This window comes from Aquirufa sp. HETE-40SA (genome assembly GCF_054558635.1).
The window spans coordinates 52,298-73,622 of record NZ_JBPXKN010000001.1 but is presented as its reverse complement, the minus strand read 5'-3'; the positions used below and the strand labels follow the sequence as shown (position 1 = coordinate 73,622).

General features: G+C 41.5%; 23 protein-coding genes. 17 read left to right on the top strand and 6 right to left on the bottom strand.

Annotated features, from left to right (window positions below; genetic code table 11):
* Positions 1-57: 57 nt before the first annotated feature.
* Positions 58-1,275, top strand: coding sequence for a M24 family metallopeptidase (locus ACRZ9O_RS00355; protein ID WP_459455261.1), 1,218 nt, complete (start codon positions 58-60; stop codon positions 1,273-1,275).
* Here ACRZ9O_RS00355 and ACRZ9O_RS00350 read toward each other — a convergent pair.
* Complete coding sequence (locus ACRZ9O_RS00350; protein WP_459455259.1) at positions 1,261-2,610, bottom strand: ATP-binding cassette domain-containing protein; 1,350 nt, start codon at positions 2,608-2,610, stop codon at positions 1,261-1,263. The two genes, ACRZ9O_RS00355 and ACRZ9O_RS00350, sit on opposite strands and share 15 nt — an antisense overlap.
* A 37-nt stretch (positions 2,611-2,647) precedes the next feature.
* Here ACRZ9O_RS00350 and ACRZ9O_RS00345 point away from each other — a divergent pair, with 37 nt between their 5' ends.
* Together ACRZ9O_RS00345 and ACRZ9O_RS00340 are read left to right on the top strand one after the other, a co-directional pair.
* On the top strand, positions 2,648-4,156 hold the full coding sequence (locus ACRZ9O_RS00345; RefSeq protein ID WP_459455257.1) for a serine hydrolase domain-containing protein: 1,509 nt from the start codon (positions 2,648-2,650) through the stop codon (positions 4,154-4,156).
* An 83-nt stretch (positions 4,157-4,239) separates the two neighbouring features.
* Entirely contained in the window at positions 4,240-5,235 is a 996-nt protein-coding gene (locus ACRZ9O_RS00340; protein WP_459455255.1) for a sugar phosphate isomerase/epimerase family protein, read from the top strand.
* A gap of 49 nt (positions 5,236-5,284) precedes the next feature.
* Here ACRZ9O_RS00340 and ACRZ9O_RS00335 read toward each other — a convergent pair whose 3' ends face one another.
* Entirely contained in the window at positions 5,285-6,295 is a 1,011-nt protein-coding gene (locus tag ACRZ9O_RS00335; protein WP_459455253.1) for a glycoside hydrolase family 43 protein, read from the bottom strand.
* 47 nt (positions 6,296-6,342) lie between these two features.
* Here ACRZ9O_RS00335 and ACRZ9O_RS00330 point away from each other — a divergent pair, with 47 nt between their 5' ends.
* The 10 genes from ACRZ9O_RS00330 to ACRZ9O_RS00285 all read left to right on the top strand — a co-directional run bounded on the left by ACRZ9O_RS00330 (position 6,343) and on the right by ACRZ9O_RS00285 (position 13,750).
* Positions 6,343-7,377: a Gfo/Idh/MocA family oxidoreductase gene (locus ACRZ9O_RS00330; protein WP_459455251.1), complete on the top strand. Its 1,035-nt coding sequence runs from the start codon at positions 6,343-6,345 to the stop codon at positions 7,375-7,377.
* Position 7,378: 1 nt separating this feature from the next.
* On the top strand, positions 7,379-8,002 hold the full coding sequence (locus ACRZ9O_RS00325; RefSeq protein WP_459455249.1) for a Crp/Fnr family transcriptional regulator: 624 nt from the start codon (positions 7,379-7,381) through the stop codon (positions 8,000-8,002).
* Positions 8,003-8,060: 58 nt separating this feature from the next.
* Positions 8,061-9,470, top strand: a complete 1,410-nt coding sequence (locus tag ACRZ9O_RS00320; protein ID WP_459455247.1) for an OprD family outer membrane porin — start codon at positions 8,061-8,063, stop codon at positions 9,468-9,470.
* A gap of 90 nt (positions 9,471-9,560) precedes the next feature.
* Positions 9,561-10,382: a sulfite exporter TauE/SafE family protein gene (locus tag ACRZ9O_RS00315; RefSeq protein WP_459455246.1), complete on the top strand. Its 822-nt coding sequence runs from the start codon at positions 9,561-9,563 to the stop codon at positions 10,380-10,382.
* A gap of 28 nt (positions 10,383-10,410) precedes the next feature.
* The gene (locus ACRZ9O_RS00310) at positions 10,411-11,829 is read left to right on the top strand and encodes an MBL fold metallo-hydrolase (protein WP_459455244.1); all 1,419 of its coding nucleotides are present in this window, start codon (positions 10,411-10,413) and stop codon (positions 11,827-11,829) included.
* A 2-nt stretch (positions 11,830-11,831) separates the two neighbouring features.
* Positions 11,832-12,104, top strand: a complete 273-nt coding sequence (locus ACRZ9O_RS00305) for a rhodanese-like domain-containing protein (protein ID WP_459455242.1) — start codon at positions 11,832-11,834, stop codon at positions 12,102-12,104.
* Positions 12,105-12,138: 34 nt separating this feature from the next.
* Positions 12,139-12,348 (top strand): hypothetical protein, encoded by a 210-nt coding sequence (locus ACRZ9O_RS00300; protein WP_459455240.1) that lies wholly within the window; start codon positions 12,139-12,141, stop codon positions 12,346-12,348.
* Positions 12,326-12,544: a hypothetical protein gene (locus ACRZ9O_RS00295; protein WP_459455238.1), complete on the top strand. Its 219-nt coding sequence runs from the start codon at positions 12,326-12,328 to the stop codon at positions 12,542-12,544. The genes ACRZ9O_RS00300 and ACRZ9O_RS00295 overlap by 23 nt, the downstream gene beginning before the upstream one ends.
* Positions 12,545-12,674: 130 nt before the next feature.
* Positions 12,675-13,235, top strand: coding sequence for a YeeE/YedE family protein (locus ACRZ9O_RS00290; protein WP_459455236.1), 561 nt, complete (start codon positions 12,675-12,677; stop codon positions 13,233-13,235).
* 5 nt (positions 13,236-13,240) lie between these two features.
* A complete protein-coding gene (locus tag ACRZ9O_RS00285) occupies positions 13,241-13,750 on the top strand; it encodes a YeeE/YedE family protein (protein ID WP_459455234.1) in 510 nt (169 codons plus the stop codon).
* A gap of 188 nt (positions 13,751-13,938) precedes the next feature.
* Here ACRZ9O_RS00285 and ACRZ9O_RS00280 read toward each other — a convergent pair whose 3' ends face one another.
* The 3 genes from ACRZ9O_RS00280 to ACRZ9O_RS00270 form a co-directional block, all read right to left on the bottom strand.
* On the bottom strand, positions 13,939-15,612 hold the full coding sequence (locus ACRZ9O_RS00280; protein WP_459455232.1) for a bifunctional metallophosphatase/5'-nucleotidase: 1,674 nt from the start codon (positions 15,610-15,612) through the stop codon (positions 13,939-13,941).
* 5 nt (positions 15,613-15,617) lie between these two features.
* Positions 15,618-16,667 (bottom strand): c-type cytochrome, encoded by a 1,050-nt coding sequence (locus ACRZ9O_RS00275; RefSeq protein ID WP_459455230.1) that lies wholly within the window; start codon positions 16,665-16,667, stop codon positions 15,618-15,620.
* Between the two features lie 88 nt (positions 16,668-16,755).
* Positions 16,756-17,424 carry a DUF2202 domain-containing protein gene (locus ACRZ9O_RS00270; protein WP_459455228.1) on the bottom strand — a complete coding sequence of 223 codons (669 nt, stop codon included), beginning with the start codon at positions 17,422-17,424 and terminating at the stop codon, positions 16,756-16,758.
* 145 nt (positions 17,425-17,569) lie between these two features.
* Between ACRZ9O_RS00270 and ACRZ9O_RS00265 the strand changes: the two genes are divergently transcribed.
* Positions 17,570-18,760, top strand: coding sequence for an NAD(P)/FAD-dependent oxidoreductase (locus tag ACRZ9O_RS00265; protein ID WP_459455226.1), 1,191 nt, complete (start codon positions 17,570-17,572; stop codon positions 18,758-18,760).
* Positions 18,761-18,799: 39 nt separating this feature from the next.
* Positions 18,800-19,786 (top strand): glycosyltransferase, encoded by a 987-nt coding sequence (locus tag ACRZ9O_RS00260; protein ID WP_459455224.1) that lies wholly within the window; start codon positions 18,800-18,802, stop codon positions 19,784-19,786.
* 50 nt (positions 19,787-19,836) lie between these two features.
* Here the strand turns inward: ACRZ9O_RS00260 and ACRZ9O_RS00255 are convergent, their stop codons facing one another.
* Positions 19,837-20,241 (bottom strand): DsrE family protein, encoded by a 405-nt coding sequence (locus ACRZ9O_RS00255; RefSeq protein ID WP_459455222.1) that lies wholly within the window; start codon positions 20,239-20,241, stop codon positions 19,837-19,839.
* A gap of 35 nt (positions 20,242-20,276) precedes the next feature.
* Here ACRZ9O_RS00255 and ACRZ9O_RS00250 point away from each other — a divergent pair, with 35 nt between their 5' ends.
* Together ACRZ9O_RS00250 and ACRZ9O_RS00245 are read left to right on the top strand one after the other, a co-directional pair.
* Positions 20,277-20,870: a class I SAM-dependent methyltransferase gene (locus tag ACRZ9O_RS00250; RefSeq protein WP_459455220.1), complete on the top strand. Its 594-nt coding sequence runs from the start codon at positions 20,277-20,279 to the stop codon at positions 20,868-20,870.
* A gap of 68 nt (positions 20,871-20,938) precedes the next feature.
* Complete coding sequence (locus ACRZ9O_RS00245; RefSeq protein WP_459455218.1) at positions 20,939-21,241, top strand: rhodanese-like domain-containing protein; 303 nt, start codon at positions 20,939-20,941, stop codon at positions 21,239-21,241.
* Positions 21,242-21,325 lie beyond the last annotated feature (84 nt).

Here is a 21,325-nt window from a genome sequence, read left to right as displayed (position 1 = left end):
AAAGTTAATTCTTCCAAGGAGAATTTCTATTGTTAATGTTTTATTTTAAATTTCGGTATGCAACGTAGAAACTTCCTCAAAGGGGGCCTATTGGCTTCTACCCTCTCTTTAAAATCATCCCAATCGGTTTTAACACCCATCGAGTTTACGCCTATAAGTGCCGAAGAACGCAAAATGCGCGTGGCTAAGGCACAGAAATTAATGGCAGAGAAAAACATTCAAGCGATCATTTTAGATGCGGGGATCAACCTGAATTATTTCACGGGCATCAGCTGGTATCCTTCCGAGCGCTCGATGTTAGCGATCATTCCAGCTAAGGGAGAAATTAATTTTATTTGTCCAGCTTTTGAAGAGGATCGATTCCTGGAGCTTGCACCTGCGGGAACCAAGGTTTCCATTTGGGAAGAAGATGAGAATCCTTTTGCAATGACTACCTGCGTCTTAAAAGGAATAGGTATAGAGAAGGGCCAAATAGGAATCGACGAATTCTGTCGTTTCTTCATCTTCGACGGCTTGCGAAAATCAGATGCAAGCTTTCAATTCGAAAGTGCAGATCCGATCACCATTCCTTGCAGAATCATTAAATCTGCTGCCGAGATTGCCTTAATGCAAAAGGCGAATGATGCGACGGTTAAGGCCATTCAGGCCGGAATTGCGGCATTAACGATCGGATGTACCCCGCGTCAAATCTCCCAGAAAATTGCTCAGGCTCACACAGAACAGGGAGTGATGCCTGGTTTTGCATCAGTGACTTTTGGGGTGGCGACTTCGTTTCCACACGGGAGTTCCAGAAAACAAATCTTAAAAACAGGCGATGTGGTGATGTTAGATTGCGGTTGCAGTGTGGGAGGATATGAATCAGATATCACAAGGACCATTGTTTTTGGGGAGCCTAGTGCAAAACAAAAACAGATTTGGGATCTAGAGAAAAAGGCGCAACAAGCGGGTTTTGAGGCAGCTAAATTAGGTGCACCTGCCGAAAACGTGGATTTTGCTTCGCGTAAAGTACTGGTTGATGCGGGTTTTGGCCCTGATTATAAATTACCTGGTCTGCCGCACCGAACGGGTCATGGCATTGGAATGAGTGGGCACGAATGGGGAAATATGGTACGTGGAAATAAGGCTCCTTTAGAAATAGGCATGTGTTTCAGTATTGAACCGACGATTGCGATACCAGGAGAATTTGGGGTACGATTAGAAGATTGTGCGTATATGACGGCAGATGGACCTAAATGGTTCTCAAATCCTAGCAAATCGATCTCAGAGCCGTTTTAATTCCAACACCTGATTCACGCAAGACGGAATATCGCGGTCATAGTGACTGACGTACAGCAAGGTCATTTCAGAATTTTCCGCTAAATAATCAAGCACCGACTTTAGGTGCTCTGTTTGAACACGGTCTAGTCCTTGACATGGCTCGTCGAGTATCAATAGTTCTGGATTCTTAACCAAAGCACGCGCAATCAACACCATACGCTGCTCTCCACCCGAAATCTGCAAGAATGATCTCTCTTTCAAATGAGCGATGCCCATCACCTGCATCCAATGATTCACTTGATCCGTTTGCTCCTCGGTTAAGCGCTTAAACAACCCAAGCGTATCAAACAAACCAGAGGCCACCACTGAAAAGCAAGAGCCGCCCTCCTTAAAATACAGATGCAACTCCGGACTTAAATACCCAATTTTGCGTTTAATATCCCAAATACTTTCTCCTGATCCACGCTTTCTATCAAACAAGGTAATATTCTGCGAATAAGCCTGAGGGTTATCTGCCGTAATTAAACTAATCAAAGTAGACTTCCCTGCCCCATTAGAACCTTTAATCGCCCAACGCTCTCCCCTATTCACTTTCCAGCTGAAATCACTTAGGATCGTTTTCGATCCGTATTTAATCTGCACCTTTTCCATTTTTACAGCAGTTTCGAAAGGGTCTAATGGCCGCAGTAAAGGTTCAGGTTTCGCGGGGGCATCTTGTGACAATGGCAATTCAATCACTTGATTAATGAAATCAGGCACATCGCCCGGTGAGGAAATGAGGATGAATTGTATGCCTTTCGAATCAAGCGATACTAATCCTTTCGAGAGTATTTCACGGCCATTTACATCCAGACCCACATAGGGATTATCCAAAATCAACCAATCCGGCTGGTAAGCAAGCGATTTTACGATTTGCAATCGCTTGTTCTCGCCATTGGATAATTGAATTAAGGGGCGTTTCAGAAGTCCCGATAGCTCAAAAACCGATACCCAATCCCCTAATTCCAATCCAGCTAATTCCTCTTCCACCGTATAAGCATCCTCGCAATCGGAAGAATTAAAACGCTGTTGTAAATAAAATTCAGAGAGATTACTGCGATTCTTGAACTGATGTTGTTGCTCCACGAGCATCACATAGGCTCTTTTTTCCGGATTTCGAGAAGAAAAAAAGACCTCGCCCGTTCGAAATAATCGACCAGCCAAGGCTTTTGCCAAAGAGGTCTTCCCTGATCCCATCGGTCCTACGATGGCCGTTTTTTGGCTAGATAAAATCTGAAAAGAGATCGATGAGACGACAGGTTTAGCTCCCAAGGAGACCGAAACGTCCGAAATTTTAGCAAGGCAATTATCCAAGAATATTTCCTATTTTTAACAAAAATAAACCTATTCGATGAAAAAAGCCTCATTCCTCGCCGGACTCTTGTTCCTGTGTAGTTTTACAATCCTTGCCCAATCTCTACCACACAGCACGCCAGAAGCAGAAGGTGTTTCGTCCGAAGCCATCATCAAATTCATCGAGGGCTATTCCTCAGAGAAACACGAATTGCATTCTTATATGCTCATACGCCACGGAAAAGTGATTTCAGAGGCATGGTGGAAGCCATTTGCGGCAGATAAAAAACACAGCATGTATAGTGTCTCCAAAAGCTGGACCTCCACCGCCATCGGTTTCGCCGTGGCTGAAAAGCGCCTCAGCGTACAAGATAAAGTCCTTTCTTTTTTTCCAGAACATGCTGATTTGAAAGACAAACCCTTCCTTGCTGACCTTCGTGTACAAGATCTGTTAACCATGTCAGCTGGTCACGAAAAAGAGCCTCTACGCAGTGTAATCGTCTTTTCTCCAGATTGGGTTCGCGGATTTTTAAACTACCCTATTGCGCACAAACCTGGCACGAAGTTTTTATACAATACGTTAGCCACTTATATGTTGTCTGCGATTATCCAAAAAGTGACTGGAATGACGACTTTGGACTATTTAAAACCACGCTTATTAGACCCATTGCACATCAGCGGCATCGACTGGGAATCAGACCAAAAAGGCATCAATGTGGGCGGCTGGGGCATCCGTGTGAAGACAGAAGATATGGCCAAACTAGGTCTATTATACCTAAACAAAGGAAAATTCGAAGGCAAGCAAATCTTGCCAGCTGCCTGGGTGGAAGAAGCAACTCGCAAGCACATCGACCAAGAACCGGATGCGAGCGCAGATAAAAAGGCCAACGGGCAATATGCAGATTGGTTGCAGGGCTATGGCTACCAATTTTGGCGATCTAGGAATGGGGCATTTAGGGGCGACGGAGCGTATGGGCAGTATATTTTGATGATGCCAGCGCAAGATGCGGTGCTTATTATCACGTCAGAATCCCAGGATTTACCGGATGATTTGAACCAGGTTTGGAAGAACTTATTGCCTGCGTTTAAGACCAAAGCCCTTCCTTCTAATCCTTCCGGATTAAAAGCGCTTGCCGCATTTAATACTAGCAGACAAATTAAAGCACCCGTTTCTAGCCTGCAAGCTGCTTTACCAACGAAAAGCTATTCTTTAGGGACTAACCCGCTGGATTTCCGCCAGCTCAAGGTCGACTCAAAAGGAACGGTAACCATCACGACTAAAGATTCCACACAGCACGAATTTAAACTAGCTCAAGGGACGTGGGCAACTGGAAAATCTAACTTAGTTGGTCCTTATATGCTGAGAGCCGCTAGAGTTGATTTAGCTAAAAAGGCGCCTTTTGATTATGCGGGGTCGTATCGCTGGGTGGATGTGGAGACGCTGGAGATCACCTTATTGTATTTCGAAAGTCCACACCATTGGACATTTACCTTTAAAGGCGATCAAGTGAGTGTGATTAATTCCTTCGAACCCAAAACCGAAATCAAGATCCCACAACGGAAATAGGTGGAATTTCGTCGCAAAATTTGACCACAAGGATATGATTTACAATATATATTCGTAAAATGTAACCAGAAACCTATACTAACATGAAAAATAACAACAACCCTTCACGTCGTCAGTTTTTGGCGGCTGGCTCATTGGCCTCTTTAGGCCTTTTGTGGGCATCAAATTCTTCCTTCAGTTTTGCTAAACCAAACTCGGTGTTTGGTGGTGTTCAAGTAGGAACTATTACGTATTCTTTCCGCGGTATGCCGGGAGATATCAAGCAAATCATCCAATATTGTGTAGACTCAGGTGTTTCTGCCATTGAATTAATGGGAGATGCAGTAGAAGACTACGCAGGACGTCCGGTCAATCCAGTACCGATGCGTTGGACTCCAGGTCAACCTCGTCCTACGTTAACAGATGAGCAACGTGCTCAAATGGCTAAATACCAAAAAGAGGTATCTACTTGGAGAGAGTCTGTTTCCATGGACAAATTCAAAGAAGTGCGCAAGATGTTAGATGACGCGGGAATATCCGTTTATGCGTACAAACCCAATGCATTCAGTGAGAGAAACTCAGATGCAGAGGTGGAATCAGCCTTAAAAGCTGCTAAAGTATTAGGCGCGAAATCTGTCACCATGGAATTACCTACTTCATCTGCTCAGACGCAGCGTTTAGGTGCTTTAGGGGAGAAACATAAAGTTTATTTCGGTTACCACACTCACTTACAGGTGAAGGATACGGTGTATGACGAGGCTTTGGCCCAAAACCCATACAATTCTATCAATTTAGACTGCGGTCACTACATCGCTGTGGGAGCTCCTCACAACACGGCCTCTTTATTAGCTTTCATCGAAGCTAAACACGATCGCATCACAAGTATGCACATCAAGGACCGCACGACGAAGGAACATGGCGCAGGCAACCTAGAATGGGGCAAAGGCGATACTCCGTTAAAAGAGGTATTAACTTTATTAAAGAAGAAGAAATACAAATTCCCTGCGACCATCGAATTGGAATACGAAGTTCCAGCTGGATCTACAGCTGTAGAAGAAGTGAAAAAATGTGTGGCTTATGCGAAGAATATCCTTGCATAAATGATACACTTATAGAAAAGGCCGCTTCGAAATACGAGGCGGCCTTTTTTTATTTATACCCATCTATCGTTTCAATACTCCCATCCGGACGGTATTTCAGTTCAGTCACTTTGATGTTTCTCAAATGGGTCTTGCCTGAGATTTCCACATCGTGGTAATATAAATACCATTTGCCATTTTGTTCTACGATCGAATGATGGTTCGTCCAGCCTTTCACCGGCTTTAAGATAACCCCTTGGTAGGTAAATGGTCCATAAGGACTAGATCCTGTGGCATAAGCGATGTTATGCGTATCGCCTGTAGAATAAGAGAAATAGTATTTCCCTTGGTAGTAGTGCACAAATGCGGCCTCAAAGAAACGGCGATCATGGTCTTCAGATAATAAGACCTTCCCCTGCGCATCTACAATCTGCACATTGCGAGGAACCTCAGCCATCTCTCTCATGTTCACATCTAAACGCGCCACTTTTGCCATTAAGGCTGGTTGTCCATTCGAAGGCTGCGACTCATCAGTAGCACCATAGTTGCCTGATTTCCAGCGTTGTAATTGACCTCCCCAAATACCCCCAAAATAGAGGTAATGCGTCCCGTCTTTATCCTTAAACACACAAGGATCAATACTAAAAGATCCTTTCATATAGTCATTCTCCGCTTTGAATGGGCCTTCCGGTTTCGAGGACGAGGCTACCCCAATACGAAAAACACCTTCCTTATCTTTAGCAGGGAAATACAAATAATAAGTTCCTTTTGATTCTGCTGCATCCGGTGCCCAAAGCATCTTGGATGCCCATGAAATATCCTCAAGTTTCAAAGCCACCCCGTGATCAACCACTGGACTAGCTGGCGTTTTTTGAGACAATACATGGTAATCACGCATTGCGAAATGACTCCCTAAATCATCTTCTTTTACTCCGGCATCGATGTCATGTGAAGGGTAAATGTAAATTTGGCCCTGAAATAGGTGGGCCGAAGGATCAGCTGTGAACATATGCGAAACCAATGGTTTCGGCTGCCCTAGTGCAGTTAAACTTAATAGGCTTAAAGCGAGTATTTTTTTCATGTTAAATCGTTTATGTTTAAAGGTCTGAATTGTTTATTTTTACTTCTATGAAACCGATCGAAACCGCTTTACTGTCTTTTGGAATGTCTGGACGTGTTTTTCACGCCCCCTTCATTCAATTACATCCAGGATTCAATTTAGTAGGATCCTGGGAACGCTCTAAGAAAACCATCGAAAACGCCTACCCTGGAACATGCTCCTATGATTCACTGGAAACTGTTTTAGCAGACCCATCGATCGAGTTAGTGATTGTCAACACCCCCATCTATACTCACTTCGAATACGCAACAGCTGCCTTGAAAGCTGGAAAACACATCGTGGTAGAGAAAGCGTTCACTTGTAATGCGGCAGAAGCTCAGTCACTCGTTGATTTAGCTAAAGAAGTGAACAAAAAGATATTTGTTTACCAAAACCGCCGTTGGGATTCTGATTTCTTAACCCTCAAAAAGGTCCTTTCAGAAGGTTTATTAGGCGATATCGTGGAAGCCGAGTTTCATTTTGACCGCTATAACCCATTAATGTCCCCTAAGCGTCATAAAGAAGATGCAGGTCCAGGCGCGGGAATTGTGACCGATCTAGGGCCTCATTTGATCGATCAAGCCTTGCATCTATTTGGAAAACCAACACACGTTTTCGCAGATTTGCGCAAGACTAGACCCGGTACTGAGGTCGTCGACTTGTTCGAAATCCTTTTGTATTATCCAAGCTTACGCATCCGTTTAAAAAGTGGATACTACTTCAAAGAACCCATTCCTGCTTTCCAATTACACGGCACAAAAGGTAGCTTCGTTAAAACCCGTTCCGATCGTCAAGAGGTCGATTTAGACAAAGGACATGTTCCGATGGGTGAAAACTGGGGAGTTGATGCTCCTAGCGAATACGGTTTATTACACGTGGACGGAAGTAGTCCTGAACGCGTTCCATCTGAAAAAGGGGAGTATATGGCGTTCTATGAAAATGTTTTCCAATCTTTGCGTTCCGGAGCGGTACCAGCAGTACCTGGAGAAGATGGAATCGCCAGTATGCGTGTCATCGATGCCGCCTACGAAAGTTTAGAAAAACAAGCCGTTATCAGTTACTAAAATGGAATTATTCAATCAGTTTGAGCCTGAATTAAGCAAAAAAATTCAACAAGTAGGCGTTGTCCGTAAATTTAAAACGGACGACTATTTGATGAAAACAGGCCAATCCATTCGATCAGCTGTCTTGGTAACGAAAGGAATTATCAAAGTATTCCGCGAAGACGAAGAAGGCAATGAGGTATTTATGTACAATCTCCATCCAGGCGAAGCATGTGCCATCTCCATGACATGCGCGGCGAGGCAATTATCGTCTCAGATTATGGCCAAAGCCCTCGTAGACACCGAAGTCATCGCCATTCCTGCCGAATTAATGGACGAATGGGCGGCAAAATATAAAAGCTGGTATCAGTTTGTGCTCGAGACCTACCGTTCTCGTTTTGAAGAATTACTAGATACCTTAGATCAAATCGCCTTTAGAAATCTAGATGAGCGCTTACTTTGGTACTTAAAACAACACCAAAAAAGCCTAAAAACGAACATTTTAAAGGCTTCCTTCACCGATATTGCCCAAGAATTAAATTCTTCTAGAGAAGTCATTTCCCGCTTGATGAAGAAATTAGCAGAGAAAGGCTATATCAAAATCAATAAAAACCAGATTGAGATTGTGGATTTGAGGGGACTGTGATTTTCATCACGAACTAAGTCCCATTTTTGCGACAATTTGCAGGCCTAAATACAAAAGCATGCAAAAAAACGCCTTATTCATTCTATTCTTACTCTTATTTTCAGCCACACTCGTAGCTCAGCATCAAGAAATACATACGCCTCCACACCTTTGGAAAGGTAAAAAAAGTGTAGCCGAAGATACTACATCTCTATTATTTGCTTTCAAACATGGGAAAGTGCACGGAAATCTTCGCTATTTTTTCATGGCAACAGAGAATCAAGGGCACTTAACTGATACCTATGCAAATGCCGCTGGCGGTGGATTATTCTATGAAACTGGCTCATTTAAAGGATTCCAAATGGGTGTAGGAGGCTATTTTATTTACAATATTGGTTCGTCAGATATGAGTAAGGTAGACCCATACACGCAAACTTCGAGTCGGTATGAGACGTCATTATTTGATTTAGAAGATCTGACTAACAAAAATGATCTGGACCGCCTTGAAGAGCTCTATTTGAAATACAACTTCAAAAAATCTCATGTAACCGCAGGAAAGCAGCTTATTAATACCCCTTTCATTAATTTACAAGATGGCAGAATGCGTCCTACGGAAGTGGGAGGACTGTATGGAGAACTATTTCCAGGAAAAAAGAATAAATTAGAAGGTGGATACCTATATGAAATTTCTCCGCGCGGTACAGTAGATTGGTATGGAATAGGGGAATCGATAGGAATCTATCCCAATGGCGTAAATATAAATGGGTCGAAAGGCAATTACAAGGAACATATTGAGTCTAAGGGTATTTACTTACTGGGCTATACCCACCAATTGCCACGTGGACAATCGCTTAAACTTTGGAATGTTTATGTGGATAATGTATTCAACACGAGTATGATGCAATGGGATTTGAAACGGGGTGCGTGGATTGCAGGAATTCAATATACGCAACAACAAGCGGTAAATGAAGGCGGTAATGGAGACCCGAGTAAAACCTATTTTTCTCCCGATCAAATCGCTAGAGTGCTTAGTACTCAAGTCGGTTATGGGCAAGAAAACTGGAAAACTTCCCTTAGCTATACCAGAATCACAGCAGAGGGCCGCTATTTAATGCCGCGCGAATGGGGACGCGATCCTTTTTATACCTTTATGCCACGTGAGCGAAATGAAGGGTTTGGCGATGTGAATGCCTATGTAGGGAAAGTAAATTATACCTTTCCTAAAGCACCTTTAAAGGCTTCCCTAAGTTATGGCTATTTTCAATTGCCTGATGTGAGAAACTATTCTTTGAATAAATATGGACTCCCCAGCTACACCCAACTCAATGTGGATCTAAGCTATGAGTTTACTGATTTCTTAGAAGGACTAGAAATTCAAGCCTTATATGTTAATAAAGCAAACCAAGGAGAAACCTATCAAAATGAAAAATACATCATCAATAAGGTCAATATGAGCAATTATAACCTCATTTTCAACTTCCACTTTTGACAAAAACTTTTTTTAGGCTTGTGATAAAAATCACGAAAAAGGTCTAAAAATGGCTCCAAATTTGTATCAACAAAAAACAATACAACACGCATGGAAATTATAGGTTATTTCGCCTCCCTACTAATTGGAATTTCACTCGGCCTTATCGGTGGTGGTGGATCCATTTTAACGGTACCCGTATTAGTATACCTTTTCGGAGTAGAACCCATTCTAGCAACAGCATACTCCTTGTTTGTCGTAGGTGCCAGTTCTTTAGTTGGAGCATTCCCTAAGTACAAGCAAGGTTTAATCAACGTAAAAACAGCGGTTATTTTTGGAATCCCTTCTATTGCAGCCGTGTATGCTACTAGAAAGTTCATCGTTCCCTTAATTCCAGCTGAAGTATTTACACTAGGTGATTTCATGGTTACCAAATCCATTTTAATGATGGTTTTATTCGCCATCTTGATGGTTGCAGCTTCCATCTCCATGATCCGAGGTAAATGCGAACAATGTGAAAAGGAAAAATTAGGCACTTATATAGAGGAAAAACAAGTGTTCAATTACCCGATGATCCTTTTAGAAGGAGCTGTCGTAGGTACCTTAACAGGCTTAGTAGGCGCTGGAGGCGGATTCTTAATCATTCCAGCTTTAGTTATGCTTTCTAAATTATCCATGAAGCAGGCGGTAGGAACTTCCTTATTAATTATCGCAGCGAAGTCATTAATTGGATTTACAGGTGATTTAGGGCATCATGCGATTGACTGGAACTTATTGTTAACTGTTACCGGTCTAGCGATCGTAGGTATTTTCTTAGGTGATATTATTAGTAAAAAAGTAGACGGAAATAAATTAAAAGTAGGTTTTGGATGGTTTGTTTTAGTGATGGGTATCTATATCCTGATCCAGCAATTAGCCTTTCCTTTAAAATAAACACATTCACAGCATAATAATTACGAAAATGAAAGTAGAACAAATTTACACTGGATGTTTAGCACAAGGTGCTTATTACATTGAGAACAACGGAGAAGCAGCGATCATCGATCCACTTCGTGAGGTACAACCTTATATCGAGAAAGCAGAGCGTAACGGAGCTAAAATCAAGTATGTATTCGAAACTCACTTCCATGCTGACTTCGTTTCTGGCCACATTGATTTATCTGCAAAAACAGGTGCTCCTATCGTTTACGGACCAAATGCGGCTTGTCAATTCGAATGTATTTCTGCAACGGATGGACAAGAATTCCCACTAGGAAATGCGACCATCCGTGTTATTCACACACCTGGTCACACAATGGAGTCGACTTGTTTCCTTTTGATCGACGAAAATGGCAAAGAAACTAGCTTATTCTCTGGTGACACTTTATTCATCGGTGATGTGGGTCGTCCAGATTTGGCACAAAAAGTAAAGGCTGACTTAACAGAAGATATCTTAGCGGGTCATTTATTCGATTCATTACGTAACAAAATCATGCCTTTAGCAGATGATATCATCGTCTATCCTGCGCACGGTGCGGGTTCTGCATGCGGTAAAAACATGAGCAAAGAGACAACGGATACATTGGGCAACCAAAAGAAGACCAACTATGCATTGAATCCAGCTTTAACAAGAGAAGCATTCAAAAAAGAGGTTTTAACAGGATTAGTTGCACCTCCAGCTTATTTCCCTTTGAACGTTTTGATGAATATTCAAGGATATGATTCGATTGACAAAGTATTAGAGCGCGGCCAACATGCCTTAAGTCCAGAAGGATTTGAAGCGGCAGCTAACGAAACGAGCGCGTTAATCTTAGATACACGTGATCCTCAAACTTTCTCAGCAGGATTCGTACCTAACTCGATTAACATCGGTATCGATGGATCTTTTGCTCCATGGGTAGGTGCAATGATTCCTGACATCAAACAAGAGATTTTGTTAGTGACTGACGAAGGCCGCGAAGAAGAAGTTATTACTCGTTTAGCTCGGGTAGGATATGACTTTACGATTGGCTACCTAAAAGGTGGATTTGCGTCTTGGAAATCAGCAGGTAAGGAGTTTGACCAAATCGAATCTATCGAACCAGCCGAAGCATTCAAACGTGTTCAAGCAGGCGAAGGTGAAATCATCGACGTTCGTAAGAATTCAGAATATTTATCTGAGCACGTGATTGATGTAGAAAATGCTCCTTTGGATTTCATCAATGACAGCATGTTGAAAATCGATAAAAACAAAACCTATTTTGTACACTGTGCAGGAGGTTACCGGTCGATGATTTTCAACTCGACTTTAAGAGCTCGTGGGTACGATAACTTGATTGACATCAATGGTGGCTTTAAAGCGATCAAGGAGTCAGGCAAGTTCCAAGTATCTGATTATGTGTGTCCTTCTACCCTTTTGTAATCATGGAAGAGTTATTAACTAACCCAGCAACTACGGTTGTTGATGTCAGAGAAACAGGTGAATTTGCAGGCGGTCATTTCGCTGGTGCGATCAATATTCCTTTGGGAATTATTCCCTTACGATTAGATGAATTTAAAGCAATGGACGGCCCAATTGTCGTATACTGCAGAAGTGGTAATCGTTCCGGAATGGCTATGAACTTGTTAAAGCAAGCTGGTCTTTCTAAAGTGTATAATGGCGGAGGATTACAGGATATGTTAATTTACCAAAACTAATATGCTAGCTAGCCTAACACAAAATTGGGGTTTCATGCGCATTATCCGCCTAGTTATAGGCGGATATGCGCTTGTTGAAGCTATTCGTGCATCAGATGTACTGATCGGGATCATGGGAACCGTCCTTATAGGCATGGCCTTATTCAATCTAGGCTGTGGCGCACAAGGTTGTGGCGTACCAACCTCTCGCAATAAAAACACTTCTAGTGATGAAGTAGAATATGAAGAAGTTCTTTCAAAATAAGCGTTGGCAGATCTTAGGTGGACTATTAGGCGGAATTGCCGGATACTTCTACTGGAAAGAGATTGGTTGTGTTACGGGCACTTGTCCCATTACCAGTAAGCCCCTGAATAGCATTATTTATTTTGCCGTTTTAGCTTATTTTGTGACGGGAACGATAGCAGGGTTTAAAGCACAAAGAATAAAGCACAAAGAATAGAGATGGTGAATGGTAAGTGGTAAATGGTGAATGGTTCCGCTCGACTAGAGACTAGCGACTAGTGACTTCTTACCGACTACTGCCCACTGCTCACTGAATACTGATTACTAACAATTAAATACCTTTTTAAATGGAAACAATCACCCAACCCTGGCCTTGGTATACGGCAGGAATTATCATCGGACTTATTGTCCCTGCCCTATTGATTTTAGGGAACAAACATTTTGGTATATCAGCGAATTTACGCCATGCCTGCGCGGCATGTTTGCCTAGTAACATTCCCTTTTTTAGTTATGACTGGAAAAAAGAATCTTGGAATTTCTTCTTTGTAGGAGGAATCTTAGTAGGTGGAATTATTTCAACGCTTTACTTAGGATCCGATGAAGCCGTTATTGTTCACCCAGATTTGGCCAAAGAATTAGCGACCTATGGCATCAACGACTTCTCAGGCATGGTTCCTGCTCAGTTGTTTTCTTTTGAAAGCTTATTTACGGTTCGTGGACTAGTCATGATGGTGGGTGGTGGCTTTCTAGTTGGATTCGGGGCACGTTACGCGGGCGGATGTACTTCTGGACATGCAATCATGGGTCTTTCGGATCTTCAATGGCCATCATTAGTAGCTACTATCTGTTTTATGATAGGTGGTTTCGTTATGGCTAATTTCATTTTACCCTTCATCTTACACCTATAAAAACCATGGAAAATAAGACAACAGAACACGCAAATCCAGTTGATTTCGAAGTGCGTTCATTAGACACGATGTGTGTCAACGAATCTGAATTGGTTCACCCTTGGTGGTATAATTTCAAATACGCGGCCGTAGGAATAATTTTTGGCATTGTATTTATCAAAGCTGAGATTATCTCTTGGTTTCGCATTCAAGAAATGTTCCGCTTACAAAGCTTTCACATGTATGGTGTAATTGGCACAGCTGTGGTGGTAGGAGCCATCTCCGTATTTTTAATCAAGAAATTCAAGATTAAAAGTATCCACGGTGAGGAGATTACGTTCACAGATAAGAAGTTTAATAAGGGCCAAATCATTGGCGGCTTAATCTTTGGCCTTGGATGGGCATTAACCGGCGCTTGCCCAGGTCCTCTTTTTGCTCAAGTGGGAACAGGTGCATTTGTCATATTAATTGTTGTCCTAAGCGCAACTGCCGGCACTTGGGTGTATGGTAAGTTTAGAGATCAATTGCCGCATTAGGAGATAAGAGAGTAGAGAGTATAGAGTAGAGAGTAGAGATACTTCACTCAAATTCTAATGCTAGCATCAGCGCAAACTGCATGCTAGCTTTTTTTTATCTCTTAAGCACAAAAATAGGATGCCGAACCTAATCAACACCCTATCCAAACTCTATACTCTATACTCTATAATCTCTTATCTATAATCTCCTACCTAAACGTATAATCTACCCCCGTCACTTGACTCAACAAATCCTGAGGACCATCCAGAATCTTCGCATCGTGGCGCAAAACAGGGGTAACTGGAGAGAATTTAGTTAAATACTCCTTCATCATGGAGTGCAAAGTATAGGCTGTATTTGTTGCCTCTTTTACACCCTTCATACGACACAACATATCCTCTGGATCGCCATCACGCTCACAAGCACACAAGGTATACAGGCGGTTTTTATCTAATTCAGCTCCCGCAATAGTTACCTTTTTAACGCGTTCGCCTACCCGATCAAATGCTTTGAATTCTACTTGCATCCCTTTGAAACGAATAAGCCAACCGCCAAAGCGCTTAGAAGCATCTTGTGCGAAAACATTCTGCATCTCTTTTTCTAACCAATCTAAAATCTGTTGGCCTGAAGCTTTTGCTGTTCGGATGGTGCTATCTACCGGTAACATATCATATAAATAACCCTCCGTAATCGCTACTTTACCATCCTTTCCAGGTACGCGTGGTGGGCAAAAACGGAATCCATTTGATAATACAACATCCGCATTCACCTTCCATTTTAACGCATCTACGATCATCGTATCGATGGTATTCTCTACGACAAAGTTGCGGTAAAGAGGCACGGTGCTATATCCTAAGACTTTATTGATTTCTTCTTTAAAGGGCTTCTCTAAGTCTTGAACTAAGGTTTTAATCGCTGGATCAGCTGGATATTTAATCGGATCAACTTCGACTAATTCATAGGTTGAACCCACTATTTTACCGTCTTTCACTTGGATATCGAGTTTGCCCACAAAAGAACCGAAAGCCCCTGGCTCTACAATCTTCGTGTATTCTGCTTGAATTGGTTTACGAACTCGCTCATGTGTATCTGCCCCAAAAATATAGTCTACTCCTTGGCAATCAGGATTATTTCCCAATGCTATTTGCTGAGATAAACCTAAGTGAGATAGGATAATCACAAAGTCACATTGCTCTTGCTCGCGCAAAAGCGTCACGTATTCCTTCAGATTATCTTCTGGTTTCGTGTAGACAATACCCTTTGAATACAAAGGAGATTGACGTAAAGGAACTAAAGGGTCTGTATAGCCCAAGAAACCTATTTTAATCCCCATACGATGCATAATTTGGTAAGGTTGGAAGATGAGTTCACCTTTCTTTCCATCGCCTAAATCATGGTACATATTCGCACAAATTTTAGGAGCGAGTAAACCTCCCAATAATTTCTGCATGTTCTTTTTATAATAAACCACCTCCCAGTTTCCTGGTAGATATAGGTCATAATCCATCGCATTCAATAAAGGAACGAATGCCTGCCCCGTTGTTTTCACCGAAAGCATACTCCCTTGAAACATATCACCCGTATCTAAAGTGATCGTATTCTGAGGATTCTTCTCTTTTAATTTCTTTAATGCAGTGGCCATATGAGGATATCCTCCAGCTTTGCGAAAGGTCAACTCATTATTTTCCCAAAATAATTCATCATGCGCATGCAATTGACAGTGCACATCCGTGGTTTGGAGAATCGTTATTTGACCAGATCCAGCGATTGATTTTGTTGATGAAGTAGTATTCTCTGCATTTTTAGCTTGTAAGCCTACAGGCGTTAACGCAGCCACACTCGTCAGTATTCCACCTTGTAAAAATTTTCTTCTAGAGTTCATTCGATTTATTTTTTAGACTTCTTGTGTTTCGCAATCCATTCTTTTATAGGCTTGTAAGGACCGTATTTATGTTGTTCTTCTGTATATGGATCAGCATAAGGGCCAAAAGGATGGTCAAAAGGCTTGCCTGAGATATCCGGCCAATCCTTACTTAAATCTTTACCAGGACGCGGCATAGAATTCACATAAGCTGCTAAATCCCAAGCTTCCTCATCGGATAATTGAGGTTTCTCGTAATTCGCTCCTAAAGGCATATTGTATTTTACATATCCTGCGAAATTAGACATACGGTAAAGTCCAGCCCCATGATTGTAACTATGAGGTCCCCAAAGCGGAGGATAAGTATACGACTTCCCATTTTCAGCCAGCACGCCACCGCCATCTGCCTGATGACAAGACTGGCATTTCGCGGCATAAACCTCTGCTCCTTTTGACGAATCAATGGCTCTTTTCAGCCCTTTCAACTTAAATATACCTGAACCCTTGGGAGATTTCCCCTTAGCCACATCCGTTCCTAGCCATTTAATGTAAGCTAAAATCCCACGCATTTCCTTACTTTCAGCGGCTAAGGCTTGTCCATTCAAACTACGTTCAAAACAGTCATTCACTCGTTTTACTTGATCTTCAACCGCGCCTGAGCGAGCCCTAAATTTCGGATAGGTAGACTGAACGGCGAAATAGTTATTTCCCCAAGGCTGTGTCCCGGCATTTAGGTGGCAGTTTTGGCAATTCATTCCGTTAGAAATCGACTTTACTGAGCCTTTGGGACCTAAATATTCAGAGGTATGCGCAATTAATTCGCGACCATAAACAACCAATTCCTTTTCTTCCGGCGCTAAATACATCATGCGCCAGTCAGATGGCGCCGTCCACACATGGTTGAAATTAGAGTCTGGCTCAGCATATACCTGAGTGGAGTCAGTGGAAGCTCCTTTCTCATAGTCGTACGAATGAAAGACCAAGAAGAAAAAAAGCCCCACTAAAGCCACTAATATGGAATAGAGAAAAATGGAAAGGAAATTAGTTCCCGGTGTCGACGAATTTGATGTAGCCATAAGTAAAATTATATCTACGAATTTAGCCTTTAATCAACATCTCAACGTGACATTTATCACTCTGACCCTAAAATATTTGATTTTTCCACTAAAATCTCTCCATAGCTGAATTAACTATCGCATCAAATTCCGCTTGAGTAATGTAGACTGGGGTATACGTACCATTCCAGTTTTTAATATTCTTATAAAAAGAGCGCATATGATTTCTGCTACCCTTGTTTAAGAAATCATAGACTAATCGAACATCCTGATTATTCGTCACTGCTAATGAACTATTCAAATCACTTATATCTAAATCTTCAATCGTAGCTCCTACTTGATAAGCTGCTAATAAACTAACTCGCCCTTGGCTAACTAACTGTGTATAAAGTGACTGCAAAACAGGGTTAGCATATACTCCTCTCGCATTTGTTTCCATAGGATCAACTAAATTATACTTTCTAATAATCAATAACATCGCCTCCATGTGACTCAATTCACTGTTTGGGATATTTTGAAAAACATTTACGCCATAAATATCAAACATCGTTTGATATACATCATAGGCTAATTTTTCTTCTTCTCGAATAAAAAGAATGCGAGCTTTTTCAGCATCGTCTAAAGGTTCCGTAGGCAAATTAGATACGGTTTGCTGCATGGCCGCTAAACTCGCTGTCATATTTACTTGAGTCGTATTAATTGGGTCATCGTTTTTTGTACAACTTGCTAATCCAATTAAGAGTGCAAAGGCAAAGAATTTTGTGGTTAATTTTTTCATGTTATTATTTTTTGTTTTGCCAAAGGTCATCCTATTGAACCAAGCAAAACGTGATAAATCGCACGAATTCAGGAAAGTGACTATAATCACGTTTTACATTTTTGGTTTTGGCTAATATTACAGATCATACAGTAAATCGTTAACCATGAAAACTCATCACAGCATTTTAATCGTTGGCGGAGGGAATGCCGGCATATCAATCGCAGCACAACTATTAAGAAAAGATTCCACCTTAGATATAGCCATCATAGATGGAGCAAAGAGGCATTATTACCAACCAGCCTGGACCTTAGTAGGCGGTGGAGAATTTAACATAAAAGATACCGAGAGAGAGGAATCCTCTGTAATTCCTGACGGCGCCACCTGGATTCAACAAATGGTGTTAGGGTTCAAACCAGAGGAAAATAAAATCACCTTAGCAGACGGCACAGACCTAAGTTACGAATTCCTTGTTGCTGCCCCTGGCATTCAATTGAACTGGGGAGAGATAAAAGGATTAAAAGAAAACTTAGGAAAAAATGGGGTGTGTTCTAACTATAGCTTTGAAACGGCACCTTATACTTGGAAATGCATTCAAAATAGCAAAGGCGGAAAAGCCATCTTCACGAATCCGAATACGCCTATTAAGTGTGGTGGAGCTCCGCAAAAGATTATGTATTTAGCAGCAGATTATTTTAAAAAGAATGACATTGACTCGAAGGTCGAGTTTTGGAGCGGAGGAACACGAGTTTTTGGCGTAGAGAAATACGAGAATACATTAAAAGAGGTCATCGATCGTTATGGCATTTATACGCAATTCTTTGTCAAATTAACCGAAATTGACGGCCCTGCTAAAAAAGCAAAATTCGTGGGAATAGGAGAGGCAAATAAAGACCAGGAATACTGGGTGGAATTTGATATGATCCACGTAACCCCTCCTCAATCCGCCCCCAATTTTATCAAATCAAGTCCTCTTGCAAATCCTAATGGATGGATAGACGTGGAAAAGCACACGCTACAGCATACGAAATACAAGAATATATTTGCCTGCGGAGATGCCGCAAATTTACCTGTTTCTAGAACTGGTGCAGCGATTCGCAAGCAAGCACCTGTAGTGGTAAATAACTTATTAGCCGTAATGAAAGGAAAATCGATGACTGCTTCCTACAGTGGTTATTCTTCCTGCCCCATCATTACGGGTTATGATAAACTAGTCTTAGCTGAGTTTGATTACAACAATAATCCAATGGAAACTTTCCCCTTTGATCAGTCAAAAGAACGCTGGTCAATGTACCAAATGAAGAAATACCTACTTCCCTATTTGTATTGGAATCAGATTCTACCTGGTAAAATGTAGGATATTTTTGTAATTTAGATGGGTCAATTTCTCCTCAAAATGCACATTTTAATCGTACACGATCAGCAAATTCCAGTATCTGGTTACGGAGGAACCGAACGAGTGATTTGGGGGCTGGCAAAATCATTAAACAGTCTTGGTCACCAGGTCACTTTTTTAGTGCCTGCAGGATCCAGTTGTCCATTTGCTTCCATTCTTGTTTGGAATCTACAAAACCCATTAAACGAACAAATCCCGGAGTATATTGATGTGGTGCATTTAAATCAATTACCAAAAGAAAGCCTATCAAAACCCTATGTGGTAACCATTCATGGTAATCTTAATTCAGATACCCTTCTCGATAAAAACGCCATTTTTGTATCGCAAAATCATGCGCTTCGCTATGGTTCTAACTCATTTGTTCACAATGGATTGGATTGGAGTGATTATGGAAAACCTAATTTAGCTCAAAAGAGGACACATTTTCACTTTTTAGGTAAAGCAGCATGGCGCGTTAAAAATGTACAAGGGGCTATCGATACTATATTACAAAGCCCCCATGAACGGCTTGCCGTACTAGGTGGCACAAGATTAAATCTAAAAATGGGTTTCCGGATGACTTGGAGCTCTCGTATTCAGTTTTATGGAATTGTGGGAGGACAACAAAAGCTCGAATTGCTTTCCCAATCTAAAGGTTTGGTATTTCCCGTTCGGTGGCATGAACCCTTTGGACTAGCTATTACCGAAAGCCTTTATTTTGGCTGTCCAGTATTTGCTACTCCCTATGGCTCTTTACCTGAATTAATTACACCTGAATTCGGATTTTTAAGTGACCAACAAGAGGAAATGACTGAGGCTATTTCACACGCATCAGACTATAACAAACAAGATTGCCATTCCTATGCACGAGATGTATTTGATGCGTTAAGTATGGCTAAAAAATACCTAAAAGCTTACGAAAGCGTATTAAATGGAGAATGCTTAAATACACAAGAGCCTCAGCTTTTGGATAAACAAACTCCTAAATTTTTACCCTGGAATAAATAAAGCCTGTGATTTAAGTCACAAGCTTTATCATTTAATCGATCTAATTTACCCTAGTATTTTAAATAAGCCCAACCGGCTTCTTGCTTGAGGACAACCTCAGCTACCCCAGAAGGGACCGTTCCGGCTTGCATTAAAATGGTTGTGCGATCAATTTTACGCTCGCGAATGGTATTTTCACACGCTTTGAACAAAACTCCTGTTGCAGCTAATTCTGCGATTTTAGCTTTCTGAGTTGTTTTACCATCGATTAAAATACTTATACCAGAACCGTGAGCCACAAGTTCGATTTGCGTATTAGGCCCTAATGCAGTTTGAAGATTAGAGATATTCTTCAATGCTCCGTGCCAAACTAACGTGTCAGATGAATTTAATTGAAGAACTACTTTGTGTGATTGAGCATTTGCCGCAAAGGAAAACAAAGCCACAAATAAGGTTAACAATAGGATTTTTTTCATAGTTATAATTTTTTACTAAACTACAAATTTTACAAATGAAAGCAATGTGGAATGAGCGTTATCAAGCGGAAGAATACCAATATGGAATAAATCCAAATGATTTTATGAAACAGCAAATCACACCCCTACCTGCGGGCCGCATTTTATTTCCAGGTGCTGGAGAGGGACGAGATGCCGTTTTTGCTGCCAAAAAAGGATGGGAAGTCCACGCCTTTGACCTAAGTGAACAAGGGAAAGCAAAAGCGGAAAAATTAGCCTCAGCCGAAAAAACACGGATCCACTATAAAGTGGCAGATGCCGCGCTGGTAAAATTCCCTTTGGAATCTTTTGACGTCATTGCCTTAACCTATTTCCATTTGCCCTTAGAGACTCGATTACACTTTTACAAGCAATGCGTTTCGTGGCTTAAACCTGGCGGCTTACTTATTTTAGAAGGATTTAACCAGCGCCAACTCGGTTTAAGTTCAGGAGGGCCAAAAAACATAGATTGGTTATTTTCCTCTGCAACCATTGCTGCCGAATTCCCTGGTTTAAAGATTATTTTAAACGAAGAGAAGCAACGTACCTTAGACGAAGGCCCACTTCATCAAGGTTTAGCAGAGGTATTACAATTTATAGGTCAAAAATAGATAGCGGACAAATGTCACGATTATGCTAAATCCAGTGAACTATATTTGCCTTTATAAACACAGAAATTATGTTAGCATTACTAAAGAATTTATTTGGCTTTGGCCCTAAAGTAGACTTCAAAGCACTTTTAGCAGACGGCGCAACACTTGTAGACGTTCGTACTCCTGCTGAATTTAGAGATGGGCACATCAAAGGTGCCATCAATTTACCTTTGCAAACTTTAGGTTCTAATATGAACAAATTAAAGAAAGATCAGGTTATCATTACTTGTTGCCGCTCAGGAAGCCGCAGTGGAATGGCTCGCCGCCAGTTGCAAGCTGCCGGATTTACGCAGGTGTACAATGGAGGGGCGTGGAGCAGCTTGAGATAAGAGATTATAGAGTAGAGAGAGGAGTTATTTTGAATGGTAAATGGTGGATGGTGAATGTTTCCTCCGGACCACACACTGCCCACT

Excerpts from the sequence above, each read along its gene's own strand:
- ACRZ9O_RS00355 (WP_459455261.1), top strand. The coding sequence starts at position 58 with ATGCAACGTAGAAACTTCCTCAAAGGGGGCCTATTGGCTTCTACCCTC.
- ACRZ9O_RS00345 (WP_459455257.1), top strand. The coding sequence starts at position 2,648 with ATGAAAAAAGCCTCATTCCTCGCCGGACTCTTGTTCCTGTGTAGTTTT.
- ACRZ9O_RS00340 (WP_459455255.1), top strand. The coding sequence starts at position 4,240 with ATGAAAAATAACAACAACCCTTCACGTCGTCAGTTTTTGGCGGCTGGC.
- ACRZ9O_RS00335 (WP_459455253.1), bottom strand. The coding sequence starts at position 6,295 with ATGAAAAAAATACTCGCTTTAAGCCTATTAAGTTTAACTGCACTAGGG.
- ACRZ9O_RS00330 (WP_459455251.1), top strand. The coding sequence starts at position 6,343 with ATGAAACCGATCGAAACCGCTTTACTGTCTTTTGGAATGTCTGGACGT.
- ACRZ9O_RS00325 (WP_459455249.1), top strand. The coding sequence starts at position 7,379 with ATGGAATTATTCAATCAGTTTGAGCCTGAATTAAGCAAAAAAATTCAA.
- ACRZ9O_RS00320 (WP_459455247.1), top strand. The coding sequence starts at position 8,061 with ATGCAAAAAAACGCCTTATTCATTCTATTCTTACTCTTATTTTCAGCC.
- ACRZ9O_RS00315 (WP_459455246.1), top strand. The coding sequence starts at position 9,561 with ATGGAAATTATAGGTTATTTCGCCTCCCTACTAATTGGAATTTCACTC.
- ACRZ9O_RS00310 (WP_459455244.1), top strand. The coding sequence starts at position 10,411 with ATGAAAGTAGAACAAATTTACACTGGATGTTTAGCACAAGGTGCTTAT.
- ACRZ9O_RS00305 (WP_459455242.1), top strand. The coding sequence starts at position 11,832 with ATGGAAGAGTTATTAACTAACCCAGCAACTACGGTTGTTGATGTCAGA.
- ACRZ9O_RS00300 (WP_459455240.1), top strand. The coding sequence starts at position 12,139 with ATGCGCATTATCCGCCTAGTTATAGGCGGATATGCGCTTGTTGAAGCT.
- ACRZ9O_RS00295 (WP_459455238.1), top strand. The coding sequence starts at position 12,326 with ATGAAGAAGTTCTTTCAAAATAAGCGTTGGCAGATCTTAGGTGGACTA.
- ACRZ9O_RS00290 (WP_459455236.1), top strand. The coding sequence starts at position 12,675 with ATGGAAACAATCACCCAACCCTGGCCTTGGTATACGGCAGGAATTATC.
- ACRZ9O_RS00285 (WP_459455234.1), top strand. The coding sequence starts at position 13,241 with ATGGAAAATAAGACAACAGAACACGCAAATCCAGTTGATTTCGAAGTG.
- ACRZ9O_RS00280 (WP_459455232.1), bottom strand. The coding sequence starts at position 15,612 with ATGAACTCTAGAAGAAAATTTTTACAAGGTGGAATACTGACGAGTGTG.
- ACRZ9O_RS00275 (WP_459455230.1), bottom strand. The coding sequence starts at position 16,667 with ATGGCTACATCAAATTCGTCGACACCGGGAACTAATTTCCTTTCCATT.
- ACRZ9O_RS00270 (WP_459455228.1), bottom strand. The coding sequence starts at position 17,424 with ATGAAAAAATTAACCACAAAATTCTTTGCCTTTGCACTCTTAATTGGA.
- ACRZ9O_RS00265 (WP_459455226.1), top strand. The coding sequence starts at position 17,570 with ATGAAAACTCATCACAGCATTTTAATCGTTGGCGGAGGGAATGCCGGC.
- ACRZ9O_RS00260 (WP_459455224.1), top strand. The coding sequence starts at position 18,800 with ATGCACATTTTAATCGTACACGATCAGCAAATTCCAGTATCTGGTTAC.
- ACRZ9O_RS00255 (WP_459455222.1), bottom strand. The coding sequence starts at position 20,241 with ATGAAAAAAATCCTATTGTTAACCTTATTTGTGGCTTTGTTTTCCTTT.
- ACRZ9O_RS00250 (WP_459455220.1), top strand. The coding sequence starts at position 20,277 with ATGAAAGCAATGTGGAATGAGCGTTATCAAGCGGAAGAATACCAATAT.
- ACRZ9O_RS00245 (WP_459455218.1), top strand. The coding sequence starts at position 20,939 with ATGTTAGCATTACTAAAGAATTTATTTGGCTTTGGCCCTAAAGTAGAC.